Origin of the sequence: Streptomyces sp. NPDC005648 (genome assembly GCF_040605395.1) — a bacterium.
Taxonomy (GTDB): domain Bacteria; phylum Actinomycetota; class Actinomycetes; order Streptomycetales; family Streptomycetaceae; genus Streptomyces.
Genome location: NZ_JBEXCS010000022.1, coordinates 73,176 through 93,041, shown reverse-complemented (window position 1 = coordinate 93,041; position 19,866 = coordinate 73,176). Strand labels below are relative to the sequence as shown.

The 19,866-nt window shown below is 70.6% G+C and carries 18 protein-coding genes; 9 read left to right on the top strand and 9 right to left on the bottom strand.

Annotation, left to right across the window (positions count from 1 at the left end; all coding sequences use genetic code 11):
• Positions 1 to 20: 20 nt before the first annotated feature.
• Positions 21 to 1,445, bottom strand: a complete 1,425-nt coding sequence (gene sufB, locus ABZT17_RS15825; protein WP_356348783.1) for a Fe-S cluster assembly protein SufB — start codon at positions 1,443 to 1,445, stop codon at positions 21 to 23.
• On the bottom strand, positions 1,442 to 2,185 hold the full coding sequence (locus ABZT17_RS15820) for a metalloregulator ArsR/SmtB family transcription factor (protein ID WP_356348781.1): 744 nt from the start codon (positions 2,183 to 2,185) through the stop codon (positions 1,442 to 1,444). Before ABZT17_RS15820 ends, sufB begins: the two co-directional genes overlap by 4 nt.
• Before the next feature lie 161 nt (positions 2,186 to 2,346).
• Here ABZT17_RS15820 and ABZT17_RS15815 point away from each other — a divergent pair, with 161 nt between their 5' ends.
• From ABZT17_RS15815 to ABZT17_RS15800, 4 genes are all read left to right on the top strand, one after another.
• Positions 2,347 to 3,198, top strand: a complete 852-nt coding sequence (locus tag ABZT17_RS15815; RefSeq protein ID WP_356348779.1) for an AAC(3) family N-acetyltransferase — start codon at positions 2,347 to 2,349, stop codon at positions 3,196 to 3,198.
• A gap of 10 nt (positions 3,199 to 3,208) precedes the next feature.
• The gene (locus ABZT17_RS15810) at positions 3,209 to 4,132 is read left to right on the top strand and encodes an ABC transporter ATP-binding protein (RefSeq protein ID WP_356348777.1); all 924 of its coding nucleotides are present in this window, start codon (positions 3,209 to 3,211) and stop codon (positions 4,130 to 4,132) included.
• Positions 4,129 to 4,902, top strand: a complete 774-nt coding sequence (locus tag ABZT17_RS15805; RefSeq protein WP_356348774.1) for an ABC transporter permease — start codon at positions 4,129 to 4,131, stop codon at positions 4,900 to 4,902. The genes ABZT17_RS15810 and ABZT17_RS15805 overlap by 4 nt, the downstream gene beginning before the upstream one ends.
• An 87-nt stretch (positions 4,903 to 4,989) precedes the next feature.
• Complete coding sequence (locus tag ABZT17_RS15800) at positions 4,990 to 5,991, top strand: COX15/CtaA family protein (RefSeq protein ID WP_356348845.1); 1,002 nt, start codon at positions 4,990 to 4,992, stop codon at positions 5,989 to 5,991.
• On the opposite strand, the gene ABZT17_RS15795 is transcribed toward ABZT17_RS15800, so the two are convergent.
• The 4 genes from ABZT17_RS15795 to ABZT17_RS15780 are packed head-to-tail and all read right to left on the bottom strand — an operon-like array spanning position 5,946 to position 9,214.
• Positions 5,946 to 6,686, bottom strand: a complete 741-nt coding sequence (locus ABZT17_RS15795) for a nucleotidyltransferase domain-containing protein (protein ID WP_356348772.1) — start codon at positions 6,684 to 6,686, stop codon at positions 5,946 to 5,948. The two genes, ABZT17_RS15800 and ABZT17_RS15795, sit on opposite strands and share 46 nt — an antisense overlap.
• Before the next feature lie 19 nt (positions 6,687 to 6,705).
• Complete coding sequence (locus tag ABZT17_RS15790) at positions 6,706 to 7,812, bottom strand: amidohydrolase family protein (RefSeq protein ID WP_356348769.1); 1,107 nt, start codon at positions 7,810 to 7,812, stop codon at positions 6,706 to 6,708.
• 57 nt (positions 7,813 to 7,869) lie between these two features.
• Positions 7,870 to 8,202 carry a hypothetical protein gene (locus ABZT17_RS15785; RefSeq protein ID WP_356348767.1) on the bottom strand — a complete coding sequence of 111 codons (333 nt, stop codon included), beginning with the start codon at positions 8,200 to 8,202 and terminating at the stop codon, positions 7,870 to 7,872.
• 58 nt (positions 8,203 to 8,260) lie between these two features.
• The gene (locus ABZT17_RS15780) at positions 8,261 to 9,214 is read right to left on the bottom strand and encodes a heme o synthase (protein ID WP_356348765.1); all 954 of its coding nucleotides are present in this window, start codon (positions 9,212 to 9,214) and stop codon (positions 8,261 to 8,263) included.
• A gap of 391 nt (positions 9,215 to 9,605) precedes the next feature.
• Between ABZT17_RS15780 and tkt the strand changes: the two genes are divergently transcribed.
• The 5 genes from tkt to pgl are packed head-to-tail and all read left to right on the top strand — an operon-like array spanning position 9,606 to position 16,261.
• A complete protein-coding gene (gene tkt, locus ABZT17_RS15775) occupies positions 9,606 to 11,693 on the top strand; it encodes a transketolase (RefSeq protein WP_356348762.1) in 2,088 nt (695 codons plus the stop codon).
• Positions 11,694 to 11,726: 33 nt separating this feature from the next.
• Positions 11,727 to 12,845: a transaldolase gene (gene tal / locus ABZT17_RS15770; RefSeq protein WP_356348760.1), complete on the top strand. Its 1,119-nt coding sequence runs from the start codon at positions 11,727 to 11,729 to the stop codon at positions 12,843 to 12,845.
• A gap of 4 nt (positions 12,846 to 12,849) precedes the next feature.
• Entirely contained in the window at positions 12,850 to 14,373 is a 1,524-nt protein-coding gene (zwf, locus tag ABZT17_RS15765; RefSeq protein WP_356348757.1) for a glucose-6-phosphate dehydrogenase, read from the top strand.
• The gene (opcA, locus tag ABZT17_RS15760) at positions 14,370 to 15,458 is read left to right on the top strand and encodes a glucose-6-phosphate dehydrogenase assembly protein OpcA (protein ID WP_356348754.1); all 1,089 of its coding nucleotides are present in this window, start codon (positions 14,370 to 14,372) and stop codon (positions 15,456 to 15,458) included. The genes zwf and opcA overlap by 4 nt, the downstream gene beginning before the upstream one ends.
• The gene (pgl, locus tag ABZT17_RS15755; RefSeq protein WP_356348751.1) at positions 15,455 to 16,261 is read left to right on the top strand and encodes a 6-phosphogluconolactonase; all 807 of its coding nucleotides are present in this window, start codon (positions 15,455 to 15,457) and stop codon (positions 16,259 to 16,261) included. Before opcA ends, pgl begins: the two co-directional genes overlap by 4 nt.
• 83 nt (positions 16,262 to 16,344) lie before the next feature.
• Here the strand turns inward: pgl and pgi are convergent, their stop codons facing one another.
• The 3 genes from pgi to ABZT17_RS15740 all read right to left on the bottom strand — a co-directional run bounded on the left by pgi (position 16,345) and on the right by ABZT17_RS15740 (position 19,821).
• On the bottom strand, positions 16,345 to 17,997 hold the full coding sequence (gene pgi, locus ABZT17_RS15750) for a glucose-6-phosphate isomerase (RefSeq protein ID WP_356348749.1): 1,653 nt from the start codon (positions 17,995 to 17,997) through the stop codon (positions 16,345 to 16,347).
• 52 nt (positions 17,998 to 18,049) lie between these two features.
• Positions 18,050 to 19,243, bottom strand: a complete 1,194-nt coding sequence (locus tag ABZT17_RS15745) for an MFS transporter (RefSeq protein ID WP_356348843.1) — start codon at positions 19,241 to 19,243, stop codon at positions 18,050 to 18,052.
• Between the two features lie 242 nt (positions 19,244 to 19,485).
• The gene (locus ABZT17_RS15740; RefSeq protein WP_003976875.1) at positions 19,486 to 19,821 is read right to left on the bottom strand and encodes an RNA polymerase-binding protein RbpA; all 336 of its coding nucleotides are present in this window, start codon (positions 19,819 to 19,821) and stop codon (positions 19,486 to 19,488) included.
• Between the last annotated feature and the right edge of the window lie 45 nt (positions 19,822 to 19,866).

The following is a 19,866-nucleotide window of genomic DNA, read 5'->3' as shown; positions in this document are numbered from 1 at the left end:
TGGGGACGGCGGTCGGGGCCTTAGCCGACCGCGCCTTCCATCTGGAGCTCGATCAGCCGGTTGAGTTCCAGCGCGTACTCCATCGGCAGCTCCTTCGCGATCGGCTCGACGAAGCCGCGCACGATCATCGCCATCGCCTCGAACTCGCTCAGACCGCGGCTCATCAGGTAGAAGAGCTGGTCCTCGGAGACCTTGGAGACGGTCGCCTCGTGGCCCATGGACACGTCGTCCTCGCGGACGTCGACGTACGGGTACGTGTCGGAGCGGGAGATGGTGTCGACGAGCAGCGCGTCGCACAGCACGTTGGACTTCGAGCCGTGGGCGCCCTCGCCGATCTCGACGAGACCGCGGTAGGAGGTACGGCCACCGCCGCGCGCCACCGACTTGGAGACGATGTTGGAGGAGGTGTTCGGCGCCATGTGGACCATCTTGGAGCCGGCGTCCTGGTGCTGGCCCTCGCCCGCGAAGGCGATGGAGAGGGTCTCGCCCTTGGCGTGCTCGCCCATCAGGTAGACGGCCGGGTACTTCATCGTCACCTTGGAGCCGATGTTGCCGTCGATCCACTCCATGGTGGCGCCCTCGTAGGCGACGGCGCGCTTGGTGACCAGGTTGTAGACGTTGTTCGACCAGTTCTGGATGGTCGTGTAGCGGCAGCGGGCGTTCTTCTTGACGATGATCTCGACGACCGCGGAGTGCAGCGAGTCCGACTTGTAGATCGGGGCCGTACAGCCCTCGACGTAGTGCACGTAGGCACCCTCGTCGACGATGATCAGGGTCCGCTCGAACTGGCCCATGTTCTCCGTGTTGATACGGAAGTAGGCCTGGAGCGGGATCTCCACGTGGACGCCCGGCGGGACGTAGATGAAGGAGCCGCCCGACCACACGGCCGTGTTCAGGGAGGCGAACTTGTTGTCGCCGACCGGGATGACGGTCCCGAAGTACTCCTTGAAGAGCTCCGGGTGCTCCTTCAGCGCGGTGTCGGTGTCCAGGAAGATGACGCCCTGCTCCTCCAGGTCCTCACGGATCTGGTGGTAGACGACCTCGGACTCGTACTGGGCCGCGACACCGGCGACGAGGCGCTGCTTCTCCGCCTCGGGGATGCCGAGCTTGTCGTACGTGTTCTTGATGTCCTCGGGCAGGTCCTCCCAGGACTCCGCCTGCTTCTCCGTGGAGCGCACGAAGTACTTGATGTTGTCGAAGTCGATGCCCGACAGGTCGGAGCCCCAGTTCGGCATGGGCTTCTTGTCGAACAGGCGCAGGCCCTTGAGGCGGAGCTTGGTCATCCACTCCGGCTCGTTCTTCTTGGCGGAGATGTCGCGGACGACGTCCTCGCTCAGACCGCGCTTGGCAGAGGCACCGGCCTCGTCGGAGTCCGCCCAGCCGTATTCGTACGTGCCCAGACCTTCGAGCTCGGGGTGGGCGGTCTCCTCGATGGGGAGAGTCATTCGGGGTTCCTCCCGGCCGTGCTTGCGGATGCGTTGTGAGACATGTGGGAAATCTTGGGGATGAACGTCGTGCAGACGCCGTCACCGTGCGCGATGGTCGCCAGTCTTTGGACGTGGGTACCCAGCAGCTGGGAGAAGATCTCGGTCTCCGCCTCGCAGAGCTGGGGGAACTTTTCCGCGACATGGGCGACGGGGCAGTGGTGCTGGCACAGCTGCTCGCCGACCGGTGCGCTGCGCGCCGTAGCAGCGTACCCGTCCGCGCTCAGGGCCTTGGCCAGGGCTTCCGTGCGCTCCTCGGGGGCGGCGGCCTCCACGGCCCTGCGGTAGGCGTCGGCCTGCTCGGCGATCCTGGCGCGCGCGAAGGCGACGACCGCCTCGTCCCCGCCGAAGCGCTCCGCGATCCAGCGCAGGGCGTCCGCGGCGAGCTTGTCGTAGGACTGGTCGAAGGCGTCGCGGCCGCAGTCGGTGAGCGCGAAGACCTTGGCGGGACGGCCACGCGTGCGCGTGCCGTACACCCGCTGCTCACGGGCTTCCACGACGTCGTCGGCGACCAGCGCGTCCAGATGCCGTCGTACGGCCGCGGGGGTGAGACCAAGGCGGCCGGCCAGCTCGGTGACGGTCGACGGGCCGTGGTCCAGGATCGAGCGCGCGACCCGGTTGCGCGTGGAGCGCTCACCGGTCGCGTGCTCGTCCTGCTGGGCCCCCGTGGGGGTCTCCAGAGCCTCGCCGACGTTTTTCACAACGCCATTGTTGCGTAATTCCTCAGGGGCGGGCAACCCACGTCCGGGCCGCCGGACGGTGCACTGCGTCACTTAGGTTCACCTAATCCGACCTGCGGGAACGATCTTTGATCGATCAGACCGATGGCGGGCCCGGCCTCGTTCCGGCAGACTCCCCCACCATGCCGACACCCCCTCCGACCGGCCCTCTTGTCACTCGGGACACAGTCGCCGCACAGCTGCGCCTGCTGGGTGTGGAGAGCGGCGAGACGCTCCTCGTGCACTCCTCCCTCAGCAGCCTCGGCTGGGTCAACGGAGGTGCCGTCGCGGTCGTCCGGGGACTGCTGGACGCCCTTGGCCCGCGGGGCACCCTCGTCGTCCCCACCCAGACCGGCGACCTCTCGGACCCGGCCCTGTGGTCCGACCCGCCGGTGCCCGAGCAGTGGTGGGACCGGATCCGGGCCACCATGCCTCCGTACGACCCCCTGATCACCCCCAGCCGCGGGGTCGGGGTGATCCCGGAGACCGTACGGACCTGGCCCGGCGCCCTGCGCAGCGCGCACCCGCAGACGTCCTTCGCGGCGCTCGGCCCGGGCGCGGCGGACATCGTCGAGGGCCACGCGCCGGACTGCCGGCTGGGCGAGCGCAGCCCGCTGGCCCGGCTGGAACGGCTGGCCGCGCGGGTGCTGCTGCTCGGTGCGGGCTACGGCTCGTGCACCGCCTTCCACCTGGCCGAATACCGCATACCGTCCCCCCGCGTCACGGTCGGCCGCCCCGCACCCGGTGGCGGCTGGGAGACGGTCACCGAGGTGTCGATCACCTCGGACCGCTTCGACGAGCTGGGCTACGACTTCGAACGGGACCGTCCCGTCGTACGGGGCGAGGTGGGCGCCGCCCCCACACGGCTGTTCCCCGTGGCGGACGCGGTGGCGTACGCGCAGCGGTGGCTCGCGCTGCACCGCTCCCGTGCGGAGGAGCCGCCTCCGAGTGGAGATCCTGCACCCGCCCGTCGGCGGCGCGGACCCCGAACCTAGACTCTGGCCCATGCGAAGTGAGCCCGTGCTCCAGGTTCAGGCCCTGGTGAAGCGGTACGGCACGAAAACCGCCGTGGACGGCCTCGACCTGGTGGCCCAGGCGGGTGTGACCGCCGTACTCGGCCCGAACGGCGCGGGCAAGACGACCACCGTGGAGACGTGCGAGGGGTACCGCAGACCGGATTCCGGCACGGTGCGCGTGCTCGGCCTCGATCCGGTACGGCAGGCCCGTGAGCTGCATCCCCGGATCGGTGTGATGCTGCAGTCCGGCGGGGTCTACTCCGGCGCGCGGGCGGACGAGATGCTGCGCCATGTGGCGAAGCTGCACGCGCACCCGCTGGACGTGGACGCCCTGATCGAACGTCTCGGCCTCGGCTCCTGCGGCCGTACGAGCTACCGCCGGCTCTCCGGGGGCCAGCAGCAGCGACTGGCGCTGGCCATGGCGATCGTGGGGCGCCCCGAGCTGGTGTTCCTCGACGAGCCGACCGCCGGCCTCGACCCGCAGGCCCGCCACGCCACCTGGGACCTGGTCCGCGACCTGCGCGCGGACGGCGTCTCCGTGATCCTCACCACGCACTACATGGAGGAGGCCGAGCAGCTCGCCGACGACGTCGCCATCATCGACGCCGGCCGGGTCATCGCCCAGGGCTCCCCGGAGGAGCTGTGCCGCGGCGGCGCCGAGAACACCCTGCGCTTCGTCGGCCGTCCCGGCCTGGACGTGGGTTCGCTGCTCAAGGCCCTCCCCGCCGACTGCTCGGCGGCGGAGCTCACTCCCGGCTCGTACCGGGTCGTCGGCAAGGTCGACCCCCAGCTCCTCGCGACGGTGGCGTCCTGGTGCGCACAGCACGGTGTGATGCCGGACCGGATCTCGGTGGAGCGGCACACCCTCGAAGACGTGTTTCTGGAGCTCACCGGCAAGGAGCTGCGCTCATGACGACGGCCACCGGTACCTACGCGCCGAAGCCCGGCGCGGCCCCGCTCCCCCGCATGATCGCGACCCAGGCCGCGCTGGAGACGAAGATGCTGCTGCGCAACGGCGAGCAGCTCCTGCTGACGGTCGTGATCCCGGCCCTGCTGCTGCTTCTGTTCAGCTCGGTGGACATCGTCGACACGGGCGCGGGCAAGTCGGTCGACTTCCTCGCCCCCGGCATCCTGGCCCTGGCGGTCATGTCCACGGCTTTCACCGGCCAGGCGATCGCCACGGGCTTCGAACGCCGCTACGGCGTCCTGAAGCGCCTGGCCTCCTCCCCGCTCCCCCGCTGGGGCCTGATGACGGCCAAGACGGCGTCGGTGCTGGTCACGGAGGCGCTGCAGGTCGTGCTGCTGACGGTGATCGCCTTCGCCCTGGGCTGGTCACCGCACGGCGACCCCTTCGCCGTCCTCCTGCTGCTGGTCCTGGGCACGGCCGCCTTCTCGGGGCTGGGCCTCCTCATGGCGGGCACCCTGAAGGCGGAGGCGACCCTGGCCGCGGCCAACCTGGTCTTCCTGCTGCTCCTGGTCGGCGGCGGGGTCGTCGTCCCGCTCGACAAGTTCCCCCAGGGTGCCCAGGACGTACTGCGCCTGCTGCCCATCTCGGCCCTGTCGGACGGTCTGCGGGACGTGCTCCGGCACGGCGCCGCCATGCCGTGGGGCGACCTGGGGATCCTGGGCGTGTGGGCGGTCGTCGGGCTGGCGCTGGCCGGCCGGTTCTTCCGCTGGGAGTGAGCGGCGCGTGAGCCGGGGACGAGGGCCGGCGGGGACCCTCGTGAAAGCGTGCACAAGCGGCCGCCTACGATGGGGTCCGTGCCGAAGATGACCCGCGCCGACGCCCTGGCGGCCGTGCGCAACCCCCTAGCCTTCACCGCCGCGCGCTGGACCCCGCAGCCCCGGACGGTCCAGCGGTCGGCTCTTTCCGCGCTCGTCATGTCGGTGGTCATCGTGGTCACCGGCGGCGCGGTGCGGCTGACTAGCTCCGGTCTCGGCTGCCCGACCTGGCCCAAGTGCACCGCCAACTCGCTCGCGCCCACGGGAGAGATGAACTTCCACAGCGCCATCGAGTTCGGCAACCGCATGCTGACGTATGTGCTGTGCGCCGCCATCGGCTGGGCGATCGTCGCCGCGCGCTCCGAGAAGCCCTGCCGGCGCAGCCTCACCCGGCTCGGCTGGCTGCAGTTCTGGCTGGTCATGAGCAACGCGGTGCTGGGTGGCGTCGTGGTGCTGGTGGGCCTCAACCCGTACACCGTGGCGGCCCACTTCCTGCTCGCGTCGGCGCTGATCGCGGTCGCGGCCGTGATGTGGCAGCGCACCCGTGAGGGCGACGGCGCTCCCCGGCCGCTGGTCGGCAAGCCGGTGCAGCAGCTGGTGTGGTTCCTGGTGCTCGCCTCCGTGCTGCTGATCGCGGTCGGCACGGTGGTCACCGGCTCCGGCCCGCACGCCGGTGACTCCAGCGAGGTCGAGCGGATGCCGCTGGACTGGGAGACGGTCGCCAAGCTGCACGCCGTGCTGGCGTGGATCGTGGTCACCCTGAGCTTCGCCCTGTGGTTCATCCTCAGGGCGGTGGACGCCCCGCCCGGCCCGCTCGCCCGCACCCGCGAGCTCTTCCTGATCCTCCTGTCCCAGGGCGTCATCGGCTACGTCCAGTACTTCACCAACCTCCCCGAGGCCCTGGTCGGCCTGCACATGCTCGGCTCGTGTCTGGTGTGGATCGGGGTGCTCCGGGTGCTGCTGGCGCTGCGGGAGCGGCCGGCGGCGGAGGTCCGGCTGCCGGATCAGCCGTACGCCGCCACCAGCTCGTCGATCGCCGGGCCCAGGTAGCTCCTGGTCAGGGCGCTCCTGCGCGCCGTCCACCCGTCGGTGGGCGGCGCCGTGGGCTCGTCGTAGCGCCGTCTGCGGATGTCCTCGACCACCTCGGCGGGCGCCCCCAGCCCCGGCAGCAGCTCCAGTGCCTCCCGCTTGGAGATGAGGCGGCCCTCCCGCAGGGTGACGCCGGCCCGGGCGAAGGTGATCAGCCCGAGGTCGACCCAGATGTCCCGCGTCCACAGCCGCGCTCTGTCCACCGCGGGCCGCCAGTAGTCGCGCTGGTCGCGCACGACGAACTCGGCGAGCACGGCGTCCGGCACCGGGGGCAGCAGGCCGGCCGGGCTCCCGCCCCGCAGCACCCGCCCGAAGGCGTGCAGTTCGCGCCGGGTGACGGGCGTGACCGTCCGCCGCATCACATGCCCGTGCGCCCAGGTCAGGTGTCTGTGCCCGGCGTCGTCCAGCGTGTCCGGCGTGAGATAGCTGCAGTGCAGCTTGTCCGCGAGCGGCTCGGCGCGCAGCCGCCGGTGCAGGGAGACGACGGTCCGTACGGTCGCGAGCCGCACCGGACGGGGCAGTACGGCGATCAGATCCAGGTCGCTGCGGCCCTCCTGGTAGTCGCCCCCGGCCAGTGAGCCGTGCGCCCAGACGGCCACGGGGTCCAGTGGGGTCAGTGCGTCGAGGAAACGGGCGAGCAAGGCGTCGGTCGGCATGGGCCCCAGTCTGTACAGCTCACGCCAGCCCGTACACCCGCCGTGCGTTGCCCGCCGCCACCATCCCCGCCACCCGCTGCGCGTCCGACAGGGCCCACGCCCCCTCGGCCACCCAGCCGCCGAGCACCCGCCCGAGCGCCTCGCGGAACAGTCGCGCGCCCACGACGTGCAGTTCGGGCAGCCCGTGGGCGCCGCTGGAGAAGAGGATCTTGCCGAAGGGGGCCAGCTCCAGGATCTCGGCGAGGACGGTGGCGGCGCGGGCGCCGGTGCGGACCAGGGCGGCTCCCGAGTCGGCGTAGACGTGCGGGAAGGCGCCGGCCAGATGGGCGGCGTGGCGGTGGTACGGGTAGCCGTGCAGGAGGATCAGGTCCGTGCCGAGGCCCGCCGTCGCGCGGACGAAGTCCGTCAGGAGCACCGGATCCGTGCGGTCGATGCGCTGGCCGGGCTCACCGAGCCCGGCGTGGAGCTGGAGCGGCAGGTTCGAGGCGACGGCGATCCACAGCAGATGCCGCAGCAGCACCGGGTCGGTCAGCTCGCCGCCCACCCGGCGGCCGGCCAGCCACCGCCCCGCCGCGCCCCGCACCTCTCCCGGCCCCGGCGGTTCGGGGGCCAGTGCCAGGCCGTGCCGTACTCCCGCGACCGAGGTGAAGGCGACCGCGCCGGCCGCGGCGCCGTGGACCGACTCGGCGAGGTTGGCGAGGAAGGACTCGACGGTGCCGGAGGTGTCGGCGACCTGCTCGGCGAGCAGTTCCAGCCGCACGATCTCGCGGGCGTCGGCCTCGCCCGCACAGGCCATCTCGAAGGGACCGGTCAGATCGCCGGGCAGCCCGGTGTCGACCAGGTACGTCGTGATGCCGCTGCCCCGCAGCAGTCGGCGGCCCGCTTCCTGTACGCCCAGTTCACGACGGCGGGCGAGATAGCGAGCGGGGGGACAGTGCGGTTCCAGGCCGAGTAACGGCGGGCACCAGCGTCGTACGGCGAAACCCGTCTGGGTGTCGAAGAGGGTGGTGCCGGGCGCGGGCGGGCCCTCGGTGCGGGCGAGTTGGGCCTCGAAGGTGCCGAGGCCCAGCTCCGTTCTCAGTACGCCGTGGCAGTACTGGTCCACGAGGGACGGCGTTTCGATCATCCGGACTCCCCGGTAGGACCCTGTGGGTGGTACAGGTCCTAACGGGTGAACCGGGCACTAGGTGTTGCTCGGGCCGCCCACCTGGATACCGGCCATCCGCGTCCACTCGTACGGCCCGGTCCGCACCTTCGCCGCGAACTCGCCGTCGAAGTCCTCGTGGACGGTGATGCCGGCCTTCTCGACGGCCTTCTCGGCGAGTGCGTACGACGGGGCCACCAGGTCGCCCCAGCCGCCGTCCTCGCCGACCAGGACGATACGGGCGCCGCGCTCCCCGATGTACGCCACCTGGCCCTCGGCCCCGCCGTGCGCCTTGGCGAAGGCGTCGATCTGCCGCGCGAGCTTCGCCACCCTGCGCTCGGCCCTGGGGTCAACCTGCTGCGTGTCTGCCATGGCCAGGATGCTACTCACCGGTAGATCGACTGGCGAGAGCGGGGCACTGTGACGTGCGTCAGCGCAGGAACGGGTCGACCGCCACCGCCACGAACAGCAGCGACACATAGGTGATCGACCAGTGGAACAGGCGCATCTCCTTGAGCTTGCCGCCCGTCACCTCCGCCTTCGCGCGGTTCTGCAGCGCGTGCGCCTCCCACAGCCACCAGCCGCCCGCCGCCAAGGCCACCAGCGTGTAGAACCAGCCGGTGTAGCCGAGGGGCGTGAGCAGGAGCGAGACGGCCACCATCACCCAGCTGTAGATCACGATCTGCCGGGCGACCGTCTTGTTGGAGGCGATGACCGGCAGCATCGGCACGCCCACGCGCGCGTAGTCCTCCTTGACCTTCATGGACAGCGGCCAGTAGTGCGGCGGCGTCCAGAAGAAGATCACCAGGAAGAGGATGAGCGGCGCCCAGGAGAGGGAGTCGGTCACGGCCGACCAGCCGATCAGCACCGGCATACAGCCCGCGATACCGCCCCAGACGATGTTCTGCGCGGTACGGCGCTTGAGGATCATCGTGTAGACGACGACGTAGAAGAGGAGCGCGCCGAGGCTGAGCCAGGCCGACAGCCAGTTGACGGTCAGGCCGAACAGGAGCGTCGAGACCACCGCCAGCGTGATGCCGAAGGCGAGGCACTCGCGCGGGCTGACCATGCCGGTCACCAGCGGACGCTGCGAGGTGCGGTCCATCAGCGCGTCGATGTCCCGGTCGATGTACATGTTCAGCGCGTTCGCGCCGCCCGCCGAGAGGTAGCCGCCGACGCAGGTGAGCAGCACCAGCGTCAGGTCCGGCACGCCCCGCTGGGCGAGGAACATCACCGGAACGGTGGTGATGAGCAGGAGCTCGATGATCCGCGGCTTGGTCAGCGCCACGAACGCCTTGACACGGGCCCCGAACGGCCGGTGACGCGGGCTCTCGCTCGCACCGATTACCCCCGCTGGACGGGATTCGACGGCCGTCACGCACACCCCTACAGAGACATCCCAGCAAGCCTCACCCGTGTGAAGTCCCGGTAAAGGCCCGCGCGTACCACGCCACTGTAGACGTTGCCCATACCCCGATCTTCGCGGGGGTGGGGTCGTGTTGGGAGGGGCCGCCGACCAGCCGCTCGGGCGCCTACTCATCGGTCATACAGAAGGTCGTACTGAGGCTCGATTGAGCAGTCGGATGAGCGGCTCCGTATTCAGTTGCCGAATACGGATCACCGCAGTCGGGAGGCGGATCGCCGGTAGTCCCGGCAGTCTGGAATGACTCGAAAAAATGCACGTTCTCACGGGGGTAGGCTCGACAGCGGCCGGTGGGCGTCCAGTGCGCCGGCATTCGACATGCGTGACATGTGGAGAGGAGCCCTGACTCAGGGTGAGCACCAAGCCGACCACCACAGACCTCGAGTGGACCGAGTTGGACCAGCGGGCCGTCGACACCGCCCGCGTCCTGGCCGCCGACGCCGTACAGAAGGTCGGCAACGGCCATCCGGGTACGGCCATGAGCCTGGCGCCCGCCGCCTACACCCTCTTCCAGAAGGTGATGCGGCATGACCCGGCCGACCCGGACTGGGTTGCCCGCGACCGCTTCGTGTTGTCCGCCGGCCACTCGTCCCTGACCCTCTACACGCAGCTCTACCTGGCCGGCTTCGGCCTGGAGCTGGACGACCTGAAGGCGTTCCGCACCTGGGGCTCCAAGACCCCCGGCCACCCGGAGTACGGCCACACCCTGGGCGTGGAGACGACGACCGGCCCGCTCGGCCAGGGTGTCGCCAACGCCGTCGGCATGGCGATGGCCGCCCGCTACGAGCGCGGTCTGTTCGACCCGGAGGCCCCACAGGGCGAATCCCCGTTCGACCACTTCATCTACGCGATCGCCGGTGACGGCTGCCTCCAGGAGGGCATCTCCGCCGAGGCGTCCTCGCTCGCCGGCCACCAGAAGCTCGGCAATCTGATCCTGCTGTGGGACGACAACCACATCTCGATCGAGGGCGACACCGAGACGGCCGTCTCCGAGGACACCGTCAAGCGCTACGAGGCGTACGGCTGGCACGTCCAGCGCGTCGCCCCGAAGCCGGACGGCGACATCGACCCGCACGCGGTCTACAACGCGATCGAGGCCGCCAAGAAGGTTGCGGACAAGCCGTCCTTCATCGCGATGCGCTCGATCATCGCCTGGCCCGCCCCGAACGCGCAGAACACCGAGGCCGCCCACGGCTCGGCGCTCGGCGACGACGAGGTGGCCGCCACCAAGCGCGTCCTCGGCTTCGACCCGGAGCAGTCCTTCGAGGTCTCCGACGACGTCATCAAGCACACCCGGCAGGCGCTGGAGCGGGGCCGCGAGGCGAAGGCCGAGTGGGAGAAGTCGTTCCAGCTGTGGCGCCAGAACAACCCCGAGCGCGCCGCCGACTTCGACCGCATCAGCAAGGGTGAGCTGCCGGCCGGCTGGGAGGAGAAGGTCCCGGTCTTCGAGCCCGGCAAGGGCGTCGCCACCCGCGCGGCCTCCGGCAAGGTGCTGCAGGCGCTGGGCGCGGTCGTCCCCGAGCTGTGGGGCGGTTCCGCCGACCTCGCCGGCTCCAACAACACGACCATCGACAAGAACTCCTCGTTCCTGCCGGCGGACAACCCGCTGCCGGAGGCGAGCCCGTACGGCCGCACCCTGCACTTCGGCATCCGCGAGCACTCGATGGCCGCCGAGATGAACGGCATCACCCTGCACGGCAACACCCGTGTCTACGGCGGCACCTTCCTGGTGTTCTCCGACTACATGCGCAACGCCGTACGGCTGTCGGCGCTGATGCACCTGCCGGTGACGTACGTGTGGACGCACGACTCCATCGGTCTCGGTGAGGACGGCCCGACCCACCAGCCGGTCGAGCACCTCGCCTCGCTGCGCGCCATCCCGGGCCTGAACGTGGTCCGCCCGGCCGACGCCAACGAGACCGCCATCGCCTGGCGCGAGATCCTCAAGCGCTACACGAAGGTCTACGGCAAGGGCGCCCCGCACGGCCTCGCGCTGACCCGTCAGGGCGTGCCGACGTACGAGCCCAACGAGGACGCCGCCAAGGGTGGTTACGTCCTGTTCGAGGCCGAGGGCGGGGAGCCCCAGGTCGTCCTCATCGCCACCGGCTCCGAGGTGCACGTCGCCGTCGAGGCGCGCGAGCGGCTGCAGGCCGACGGGGTGCCCACCCGGGTCGTGTCCATGCCGTCCGTGGAGTGGTTCGAGGAGCAGGACCAGGGGTACCGGGACAGCGTTCTGCCGCCGCACGTGAAGGCGCGGGTCGCGGTCGAGGCCGGTATCGGACTCACCTGGCACAAGTACGTGGGGGACGCCGGTCGCATCGTTTCCCTGGAGCACTTCGGTGCTTCCGCCGACGGCAAGGTGCTCTTCCAGGAGTACGGCTTCACTGCCGAGAACGTGGCCGCCAAGGCCAGGGAATCCCTCTCGGCCGCGCAGCGCTGACGCCCATATACGACACGTAGGAGATGTAATTCCATGACAGACGCACTCAAGCGCCTCTCCGAGGAGGGCGTCGCGATCTGGCTGGACGACCTGTCGCGCAAGCGGATCACGTCCGGCAACCTCGCCGAGCTGATCGACCAGCAGCACGTCGTGGGCGTCACCACCAACCCGACGATCTTCCAGAAGGCGATCTCGTCCGGCGACGGCTACGACCAGCAGCTGTCGGACCTCGCCGCCCGCAAGGTCACCGTCGAAGAGGCCATCCGCATGATCACCACGGCGGACGTCCGCGACGCCGCCGACATCCTGCGCCCGGTCTTCGACGCCACCGACGGCCAGGACGGCCGGGTCTCCATCGAGGTCGACCCGCGCCTGGCCCACAACACCAAGGCGACCGTCGCCGAGGCCAAGCAGCTCGCCTGGCTGGTCGACCGCCCCAACACGCTCATCAAGATCCCGGCCACCAAGGCGGGTCTGCCGGCGATCACCGAGGTCATCGGCCTCGGCATCAGCGTCAACGTCACGCTGATCTTCTCGCTGGAGCGCTACCGCGAGGTCATGGACGCCTACCTCTCCGGCCTGGAGAAGGCCAAGGAGCGCGGCCTCGACCTCTCGCAGATCCGTTCCGTGGCGTCCTTCTTCGTGTCCCGCGTGGACACCGAGATCGACAAGCGGCTCGACGACCTCGGCACCGACGAGGCCAAGGCGCTGCGCGGCAAGGCCGCCGTCGCCAACGCGCGTCTCGCCTACCAGGCGTACGAGGAGGTCTTCTCCTCGGCCCGCTGGAGCGCGCTGGAGAAGGCGGGCGCCCGCACCCAGCGTCCGCTGTGGGCCTCCACCGGAGTGAAGGACCCGGCCTACAAGCCGACCCTCTACGTCGACGACCTGGTCGCCCCGAACACGGTCAACACCATGCCGGAGGCCACCCTGCAGGCCACCGAGGAGCACGGCTCGATCACCGGCAACACCGTCGCCGGCACCTACGAGCAGGCCCGCGCCGACATCGACGCCATCGAGAAGCTCGGGATCTCGTACGACGACGTGGTGCAGCTCCTCGAGGACGAGGGTGTCGAGAAGTTCGAGGCGTCCTGGAACGACCTGCTCAAGTCGACCGAGGCGGAGCTGGAGCGCCTCGCCCCCTCGGAGGGCTGAAACTTTGTCGAGCAGCAACCCGCTGCGTGACCCCGCCGACCGACGGCTCCCGCGTATCGCGGGGCCGTCGGGCCTGGTCATCTTCGGCGTCACGGGCGATTTGTCACGGAAGAAGCTCATGCCCGCCGTGTACGACCTCGCCAACCGGGGTCTGCTGCCGCCGGGCTTCTCGCTGGTGGGCTTCGCCCGCCGCGAGTGGGCCAACGAGGACTTCGCCGCCGAGGTCCACGACGCCGTCAAGGCGCACGCCCGTACGCAGTTCCGCGAGGAGGTCTGGCAGCAGCTCATCCAGGGGATGCGCTTCGTCCAGGGCACCTTCGACGACGACGACGCGTTCGAGCGGCTGCGCTCCACCATCGAGGAGCTCGACAAGGCACAGGGCACGGGCGGCAACTTCGCCTTCTACCTGTCCGTGCCGCCGCGCTCCTTCCCGGTCGTCATCCAGCAGCTGAAGAAGCACGGCCTGGCCGACCAGAGCTCCGGCTCCTGGCGGCGCGCGGTCATCGAGAAGCCCTTCGGCCACGACCTGGAGTCGGCCAAGGAGCTCAACGCGATCGTGCACGAGGTCTTCGCCCCGGACCAGGTCTTCCGTATCGACCACTACCTGGGCAAGGAGACCGTCCAGAACATCCTGGCGCTGCGCTTCGCCAACACGATGTTCGAGCCGATCTGGAACCGGTCCTTCGTGGACCACATCCAGATCACCATGGCCGAGGACATCGGCATCGGCGGCCGGGCCGGCTACTACGACGGCATCGGCGCCGCCCGTGACGTCATCCAGAACCACCTCCTCCAGCTCATGGCGCTGATGGCCATGGAGGAGCCGGCCTCCTTCGACGCGGACGCGCTGGCCGCCGAGAAGACCAAGGTGCTCGGGGCCGTACGACTCCCCAAGGACCTCGGCCGGGACACCGTGCGCGGTCAGTACGCCGAGGGCTGGCAGGGCGGCGAGAAGGCGGTCGGGTACCTCCAGGAGGAGGGCATCGACCCCCAGTCGAAGACGGACACCTACGCGGCCGTCAAGCTGTCGGTGGACAACCGCCGCTGGGCGGGCGTCCCGTTCTATCTGCGCACCGGCAAGCGCCTGGGCCGCCGGGTCACCGAGATCGCGGTCGTCTTCCAGCGGGCCCCGCACTCCCCCTTCGACACGACGGCCACCGAGGAACTCGGCCAGAACGCGATCGTCATCCGCGTCCAGCCGGACGAGGGCGTCACGGTCCGCTTCGGCTCCAAGGTCCCCGGTACGTCGATGGAGATCCGGGACGTGTCGATGGACTTCGCCTACGGCGAGTCGTTCACCGAGTCCTCCCCGGAGGCGTACGAGCGGCTGATCCTGGACGTCCTGCTCGGCGACTCGAACCTCTTCCCGCGCACCGAGGAGGTCGAGCTGTCCTGGGAGATCCTCGACCCGATCGAGGAGTACTGGGACACGCACGGCAGGCCCGCCCAGTACCCGTCCGGCACCTGGGGTCCCGTCGAGGCGGACGAAATGCTCGCACGAGAGGGACGGAGCTGGCGCCGGCCATGAAGACAGACCTCACGGACACCACGGCCAGCAAGATCAACAAGGCGCTGGTGCAGGGGCGGCGGGCCATCGGCACGCCCGCCGTCGGCATGGTGCTGACGCTGGTCATCGTGACGGACGAGGAGAACGCGTACGACGCGCTGAAGGCCGCGAACGACGCCTCGCGCGAGCACCCCTCGCGCACGCTCGTGGTCATCAAGCGCGTCTCGCGCACCCCCCGCGACCGCACGTCGTCCCGTCTGGACGCCGAGGTACGGGTGGGCGCGGACGCGGGCACGGGCGAGACGGTCGTCCTGCGTCTCTACGGCGAGATCGCCGACCACGCCCAGTCGGTCGTCCTTCCCCTGCTGCTGCCGGACGCGCCCGTCGTCGTCTGGTGGCCGGTGAACGCGCCGCTCGACCCGGCCAACGACCCGCTGGGCGCGCTCGCCCAGCGCCGGGTGACCGACACCTACGCCGCCGAGCAGCCGGTACGGGAGCTCGCGGCCCGTGCCGACACCTACACCCCCGGCGACACCGATCTCTCCTGGACCCGCATCACGCCCTGGCGCTCGATGCTGGCCGCCGCGCTCGACCAGGTCACCGTCGAGGTGGAGGCCGTCGAGGTGGAGGGCGAGGAGTTCAACCCGAGCTGTGAGCTGCTGGCGATGTGGCTGGCGGACCGGCTGGACGTGCCGGTGAAGCGGTCGCTGTCGGGCGGCCCGGGATTGACCGCGGTCCGTATGCACACGGACAACGGTCCGATCGTCCTTGACCGGGCGGACGGGTCCCTCGCGACCCTCTCCATCCAGGGCCAGCCGGACCGCGCGGTCGCCCTGAAGCGGCGGGAGACGGCCGAGCTGATCGCCGAGGAGCTGCGGCGCCTCGACCCGGACGACACCTATGCGTCGGCGCTGCGGTTCGGCGTGGAGCGGCTGAACGCGCCGGAGCCGGTGCGGGAGGCGGTGGTGGCCGTCGAGGAGACGGCGCCCAAAAGCGACGATTCCTTCTCCGAGGGAGAGCCGTCCGAAGCCGCGGCTGAAGCTTCCGTACCGGAGACGGCGACGCCGGAACCGGTGAACGACGTGCCGGAGGCGGCCACGACATGACCACTCCGCAGCTGGTCGTGCATCGCGACAAGGAACTGATGGCGCAGGCCGCCGCGGCCCGTCTCATCACGAAGATCGTGGACGCGCAGGCCTCCCGGGGCTTCGCGTCCGTGGTCCTCACGGGCGGGCGCAACGGCAACGGCCTGCTGGCCGCCCTCGCCGCCGCGCCCGCCCGGGACGCGATCGACTGGGGCCGCCTCGACCTGTGGTGGGGCGATGAGCGCTTCCTGCCCGAGGGCGACCCGGAGCGCAATGTCACCCAGGCCCGCGAGGCCCTGCTGGACTCGGTCCCGCTGGACCCGAAGCGCGTGCACGCCATGCCCGCGTCGGACGGCCCCCACGGTGCCGACGTCGAGGCGGCGGCGGAGGCGTACGCGCAGGAGCTGGCCCTCGCGGCCGGCCCCGAGACATGGACATCGGCGACCGAGCCCGCGGGGGACGCCGTCCCCACCTTCGACGTCCTGATGCTGGGTGTCGGCCCGGACACCCATGTGGCGTCCCTGTTCCCGGAGCTCCCGGCGGTACGGGAGACCGAGCGCACGGTGGTGGGCGTCCACGGCGCCCCCAAGCCCCCGCCGACGCGGGTGACCCTCACCCTCCCGGCGATCCGGGCGGCCCGTGAGGTCTGGCTCCTGGCGGCGGGCGAGGACAAGGCGGAGGCCGCGGCGATCGCTCTCTCCGGCGCGGGCGAGATCCAGGCCCCGGCGGCGGGCGCCCACGGCCGGCAGCGCACCCTGTGGCTGCTGGACTCGGCGGCGGCCTCACAGCTGCCGCGCTCGCTCTATCCACCGGCTTCGCCCTGAGCGCCTGACGGCACGAGGGCACCCGCTGGGGTGCGGCACCGAACGGGGTGCGGCGAGGAGGTCCCGTCGCACCCCGGCCCGTCTCACCGCCCGCGCAGCTCCCGGTACTTGGCGACCAGCGCCCTGCTGGACGCGTCCAGTCCCGGTACCTCCGCGCCCTCGGTGAGTGCCGGCTCGACGCGCTTGGCGAGGACCTTGCCGAGCTCGACGCCCCACTGGTCGAAGGAGTCGATGTTCCAGACGGCGCCCTGGACGAACACCTTGTGCTCGTAGAGGGCGATCAGCTGACCGAGGACGGACGGGGTCAGCTCACGGGCGAGGATCGTCGTCGTCGGGTGGTTGCCCTTGAAGGTCTTGTGCGGGACCAGTTCCTCGGCAACCCCCTCCGCGCGCACCTCGTCCGGGGTCTTGCCGAAGGCCAGGGCCTGGGTCTGGGCGAAGAAGTTGGCCATCAGCAGATCGTGCTGGGCCTTGAGCCCGTCGCTGAGCTCCGCGACCGGCTCGGCGAAGCCGATGAAGTCCGCGGGGATCACCTTCGTGCCCTGGTGGATGAGCTGGTAGTACGCGTGCTGCCCGTTGGTGCCCGGCGTGCCCCACACCACCGGACCCGTCTGCCAGTCCACCTCCCGCCCGTCCCGGTCCACGCTCTTGCCGTTGGACTCCATGTCCAGCTGCTGCAGATAGGCGGTGAACTTGGACAGGTAGTGGCTGTACGGCAGCACCGCGTGGGACTGGGCGTCGTGGAAGTTGCCGTACCAGATGCCCAACAGGCCGAGCAGCAGCGGCACGTTGGCCTCGGCCGGCGCGGTGCGGAAGTGGTCGTCGACGAGGCGGAAGCCGTCGAGCATCTCTCGGAAGCGGTCCGGGCCGATGGCGATCATCAGGGAGAGCCCGATCGCCGAGTCGTACGAGTACCGGCCGCCGACCCAGTCCCAGAACTCGAACATGTTGGCGGTGTCGATGCCGAAGTCGGCGACCTTCTCCGCATTGGTCGACAGCGCCACGAAGTGCTGGGCGACGGCCTCCTGACCCGCCTTCAGCTCACCGAGCAGCCACTCGCGCGCCGAGGTCGCGTTGGTGATCGTCTCGATGGTGGTGAAGGTCTTGGAGGCGATGATGAACAGCGTCTGAGCGGCGTCGAGGTCGCGGACGGCCTCGTGCAGGTCGGCGCCGTCCACGTTGGACACGAAGCGGACCGTCAGGTCGCGGTCGGTGAAGGCGCGCAGCACCTCGTACGCCATCGCCGGACCGAGGTCGGAGCCGCCGATGCCGATGTTGACGACGTTCTTGATGCGCTTGCCGGTGTGGCCGGTCCAGGCGCCGGAGCGGATGCGCTCGGCGAAGCCGGCCATCTTGTCGAGGACGGCGTGCACCCCCGGGACGACGTTCTCCCCGTCGACCTCGATCACCGCGTCGCGCGGGGCGCGCAGGGCCGTGTGCAGAACGGCGCGGTTCTCCGTGGTGTTGATCTTCTCGCCGCGGAACATGGCGTCCCGCAGCCCGAACACATCGGTGGCGGCGGCGAGTTCGCGCAGCAGCCGCAGGGTCTCGTCGGTGACCAGGTGCTTGGAGTAGTCGACGTACAGGTCGCCCACCTGCAGCGTGTAACCGGTGCCGCGGTCCGGGTCGGCGGCGAAGAGCTCCCGGAGGTGGGTGCCGGCGAGCTCCTCGCGGTGCCCGGCCAGCGCGATCCACTCGGGCGTCTGGTTGAGCCTGGTACGGCCGTCTGCGTTCATGTCCGACTTCAGCCTTCTTTCGTGCCTGTCCCAGCTGTTCCAACCTAGTTGATCAGCGCGCCGCCCGAGCCGTGGTGACGTCGCCGTGCGGCGCAACATCAGGTACGTCGGTCTTGCTCACCGGTATCAACGAGGTGACGGCCAGGGCGAACAGCAGGGCCGCGAGCAGCGCCGGGCCGTTCAGCCCGAAGGCGTGGGCGACGGCTCCGCCGAGCACCGCGCCGACCGGCGCGCCGGAGGTGGAGGCCGTACGGAACGCGGCGGCCATCCGGCCGACCATGGCCTCGGGGCTGCGCCGCTGCATCAGCGTGACCTGGTTGACGTTCCACACCATGCCCATGACGCCGAGCAGCAGCATGCTCACGAGAAGCGCCGCGAGGTGCCGGACGCCGCCCATGACCAGCAGGGCCGCGGTCTGCACGGTCCCGCCGAACAGCAGGGCCCGCACGCGCCCGACCCGGCGCGCGATCCGCTGGGCGAGGAAGCCTCCGGTGAAGCTGCCCAGCGAGTAGGCCGTCATGGCGGCCGCGTACTCCGCGTTGTCGGCGTGCAGCCAGCGCGTCACATGCAGCACCAGGGTGGCGATCAGCGCACCCATCCCGATGTTGCACAGCAGGGTGGCGAGACAGGTCGCCCGGAGTGTGCGGTCCCGCCACAGCGCGCCCACGCCTTCGCGGATCTCCGCCCGCAGGGTGCTGCCCGCCGGCCGCGGCTGACGCTGCGGGGGCTGTATCGACAGGAAGGCCACCAGGGCCGCCGCCAGCAGACAGGTGCCCGCGTCGGCCGCGAACGGCATGAAGGCGGCGACGCCGAGAAGAAGCGGCACGAACGGGCCGGCCAGCAGGCCGCCGGCGAGCTGTTGCCCGGTCATCAGCCGCGCGTTGGCGCCGCCCAGGGCCTCGCGGTCCACCAGGGAGGGCAGCAGCGCGGTGGACGCGTTGTCGAACAGCGTCTGGAGCGTGGTCAGTGAGAAGGCGAGCGCGACCAGCAGCGGGATCGAGGCGTGTCCCAGGGCCACGGCGAGCGCGAAACCGGCGACGAGCAGGCCCCGTACCGTGTCCACGGCCCACATCGCCCGGCGCTGGTCGACCCGGTCCGCCACGGCTCCGCCGAGCAGCCCGAACAGCAGCCAGGGGACATAGCCGCAGGCGGTGACCGAGGCGACGACGAGCGGCTCGTCGGACAGGCGCACGGCGACCAGCGGCAGCGCGGTGTTGCGCAACGCGTCCCCGAACCGCGAGACCACCGCCGCGGTCCACAGCCGCCCGAAACCGCCCCGCCAGGCGGGTGCGGAGGCACTCGTCCCCGTCACCGTCGTCACTGCTCCCCCTCAGTCCGCGCACGCCACCCAGGCGATGCACAAACCGTAGAGGTCAGCACTGACAATCGGTCGTGAGGCGGCCGGTCGATCGACCGTGAGAGCGCCTGTGAGCTGCTGAAACAGCTCCGGCCAGGCACCCTGTTCGGTGCCCGGCCGGCTGACGTCTCCTAGATCTCGCCCCGCAGTTTGGCGAGCGCCTCGGCGAGGATCGCCTCGCCGTCCGCGTCGCTGCGCCGCTCCCGCACATAGGCGAGGTGCGTCTTGTAGGGCTCGGTGCGCGGCGGGTCCGGCGGGTTGTCCCGGTCCTGTCCGGCGGGGAAGCCGCAGCGCGGGCAGTCCCAGGTCTCGGGAACCTGCGCGTCGCTGGCGAAGCTGGGCTGCGTCTCGTGCCCGTTCGAGCACCAGAAGGAGATGCGCAGACGCGGCGCGGACTCGCCGCGCTCGGCCTCGCCCATCGGCCCCGCCCCGACCCGGCTACCTCGGATCGCGTTGCCACTTGCCACGGTCGTAACTCCCTGCGTGATGGTGCCGCGAAGCGAGTCGGCGTT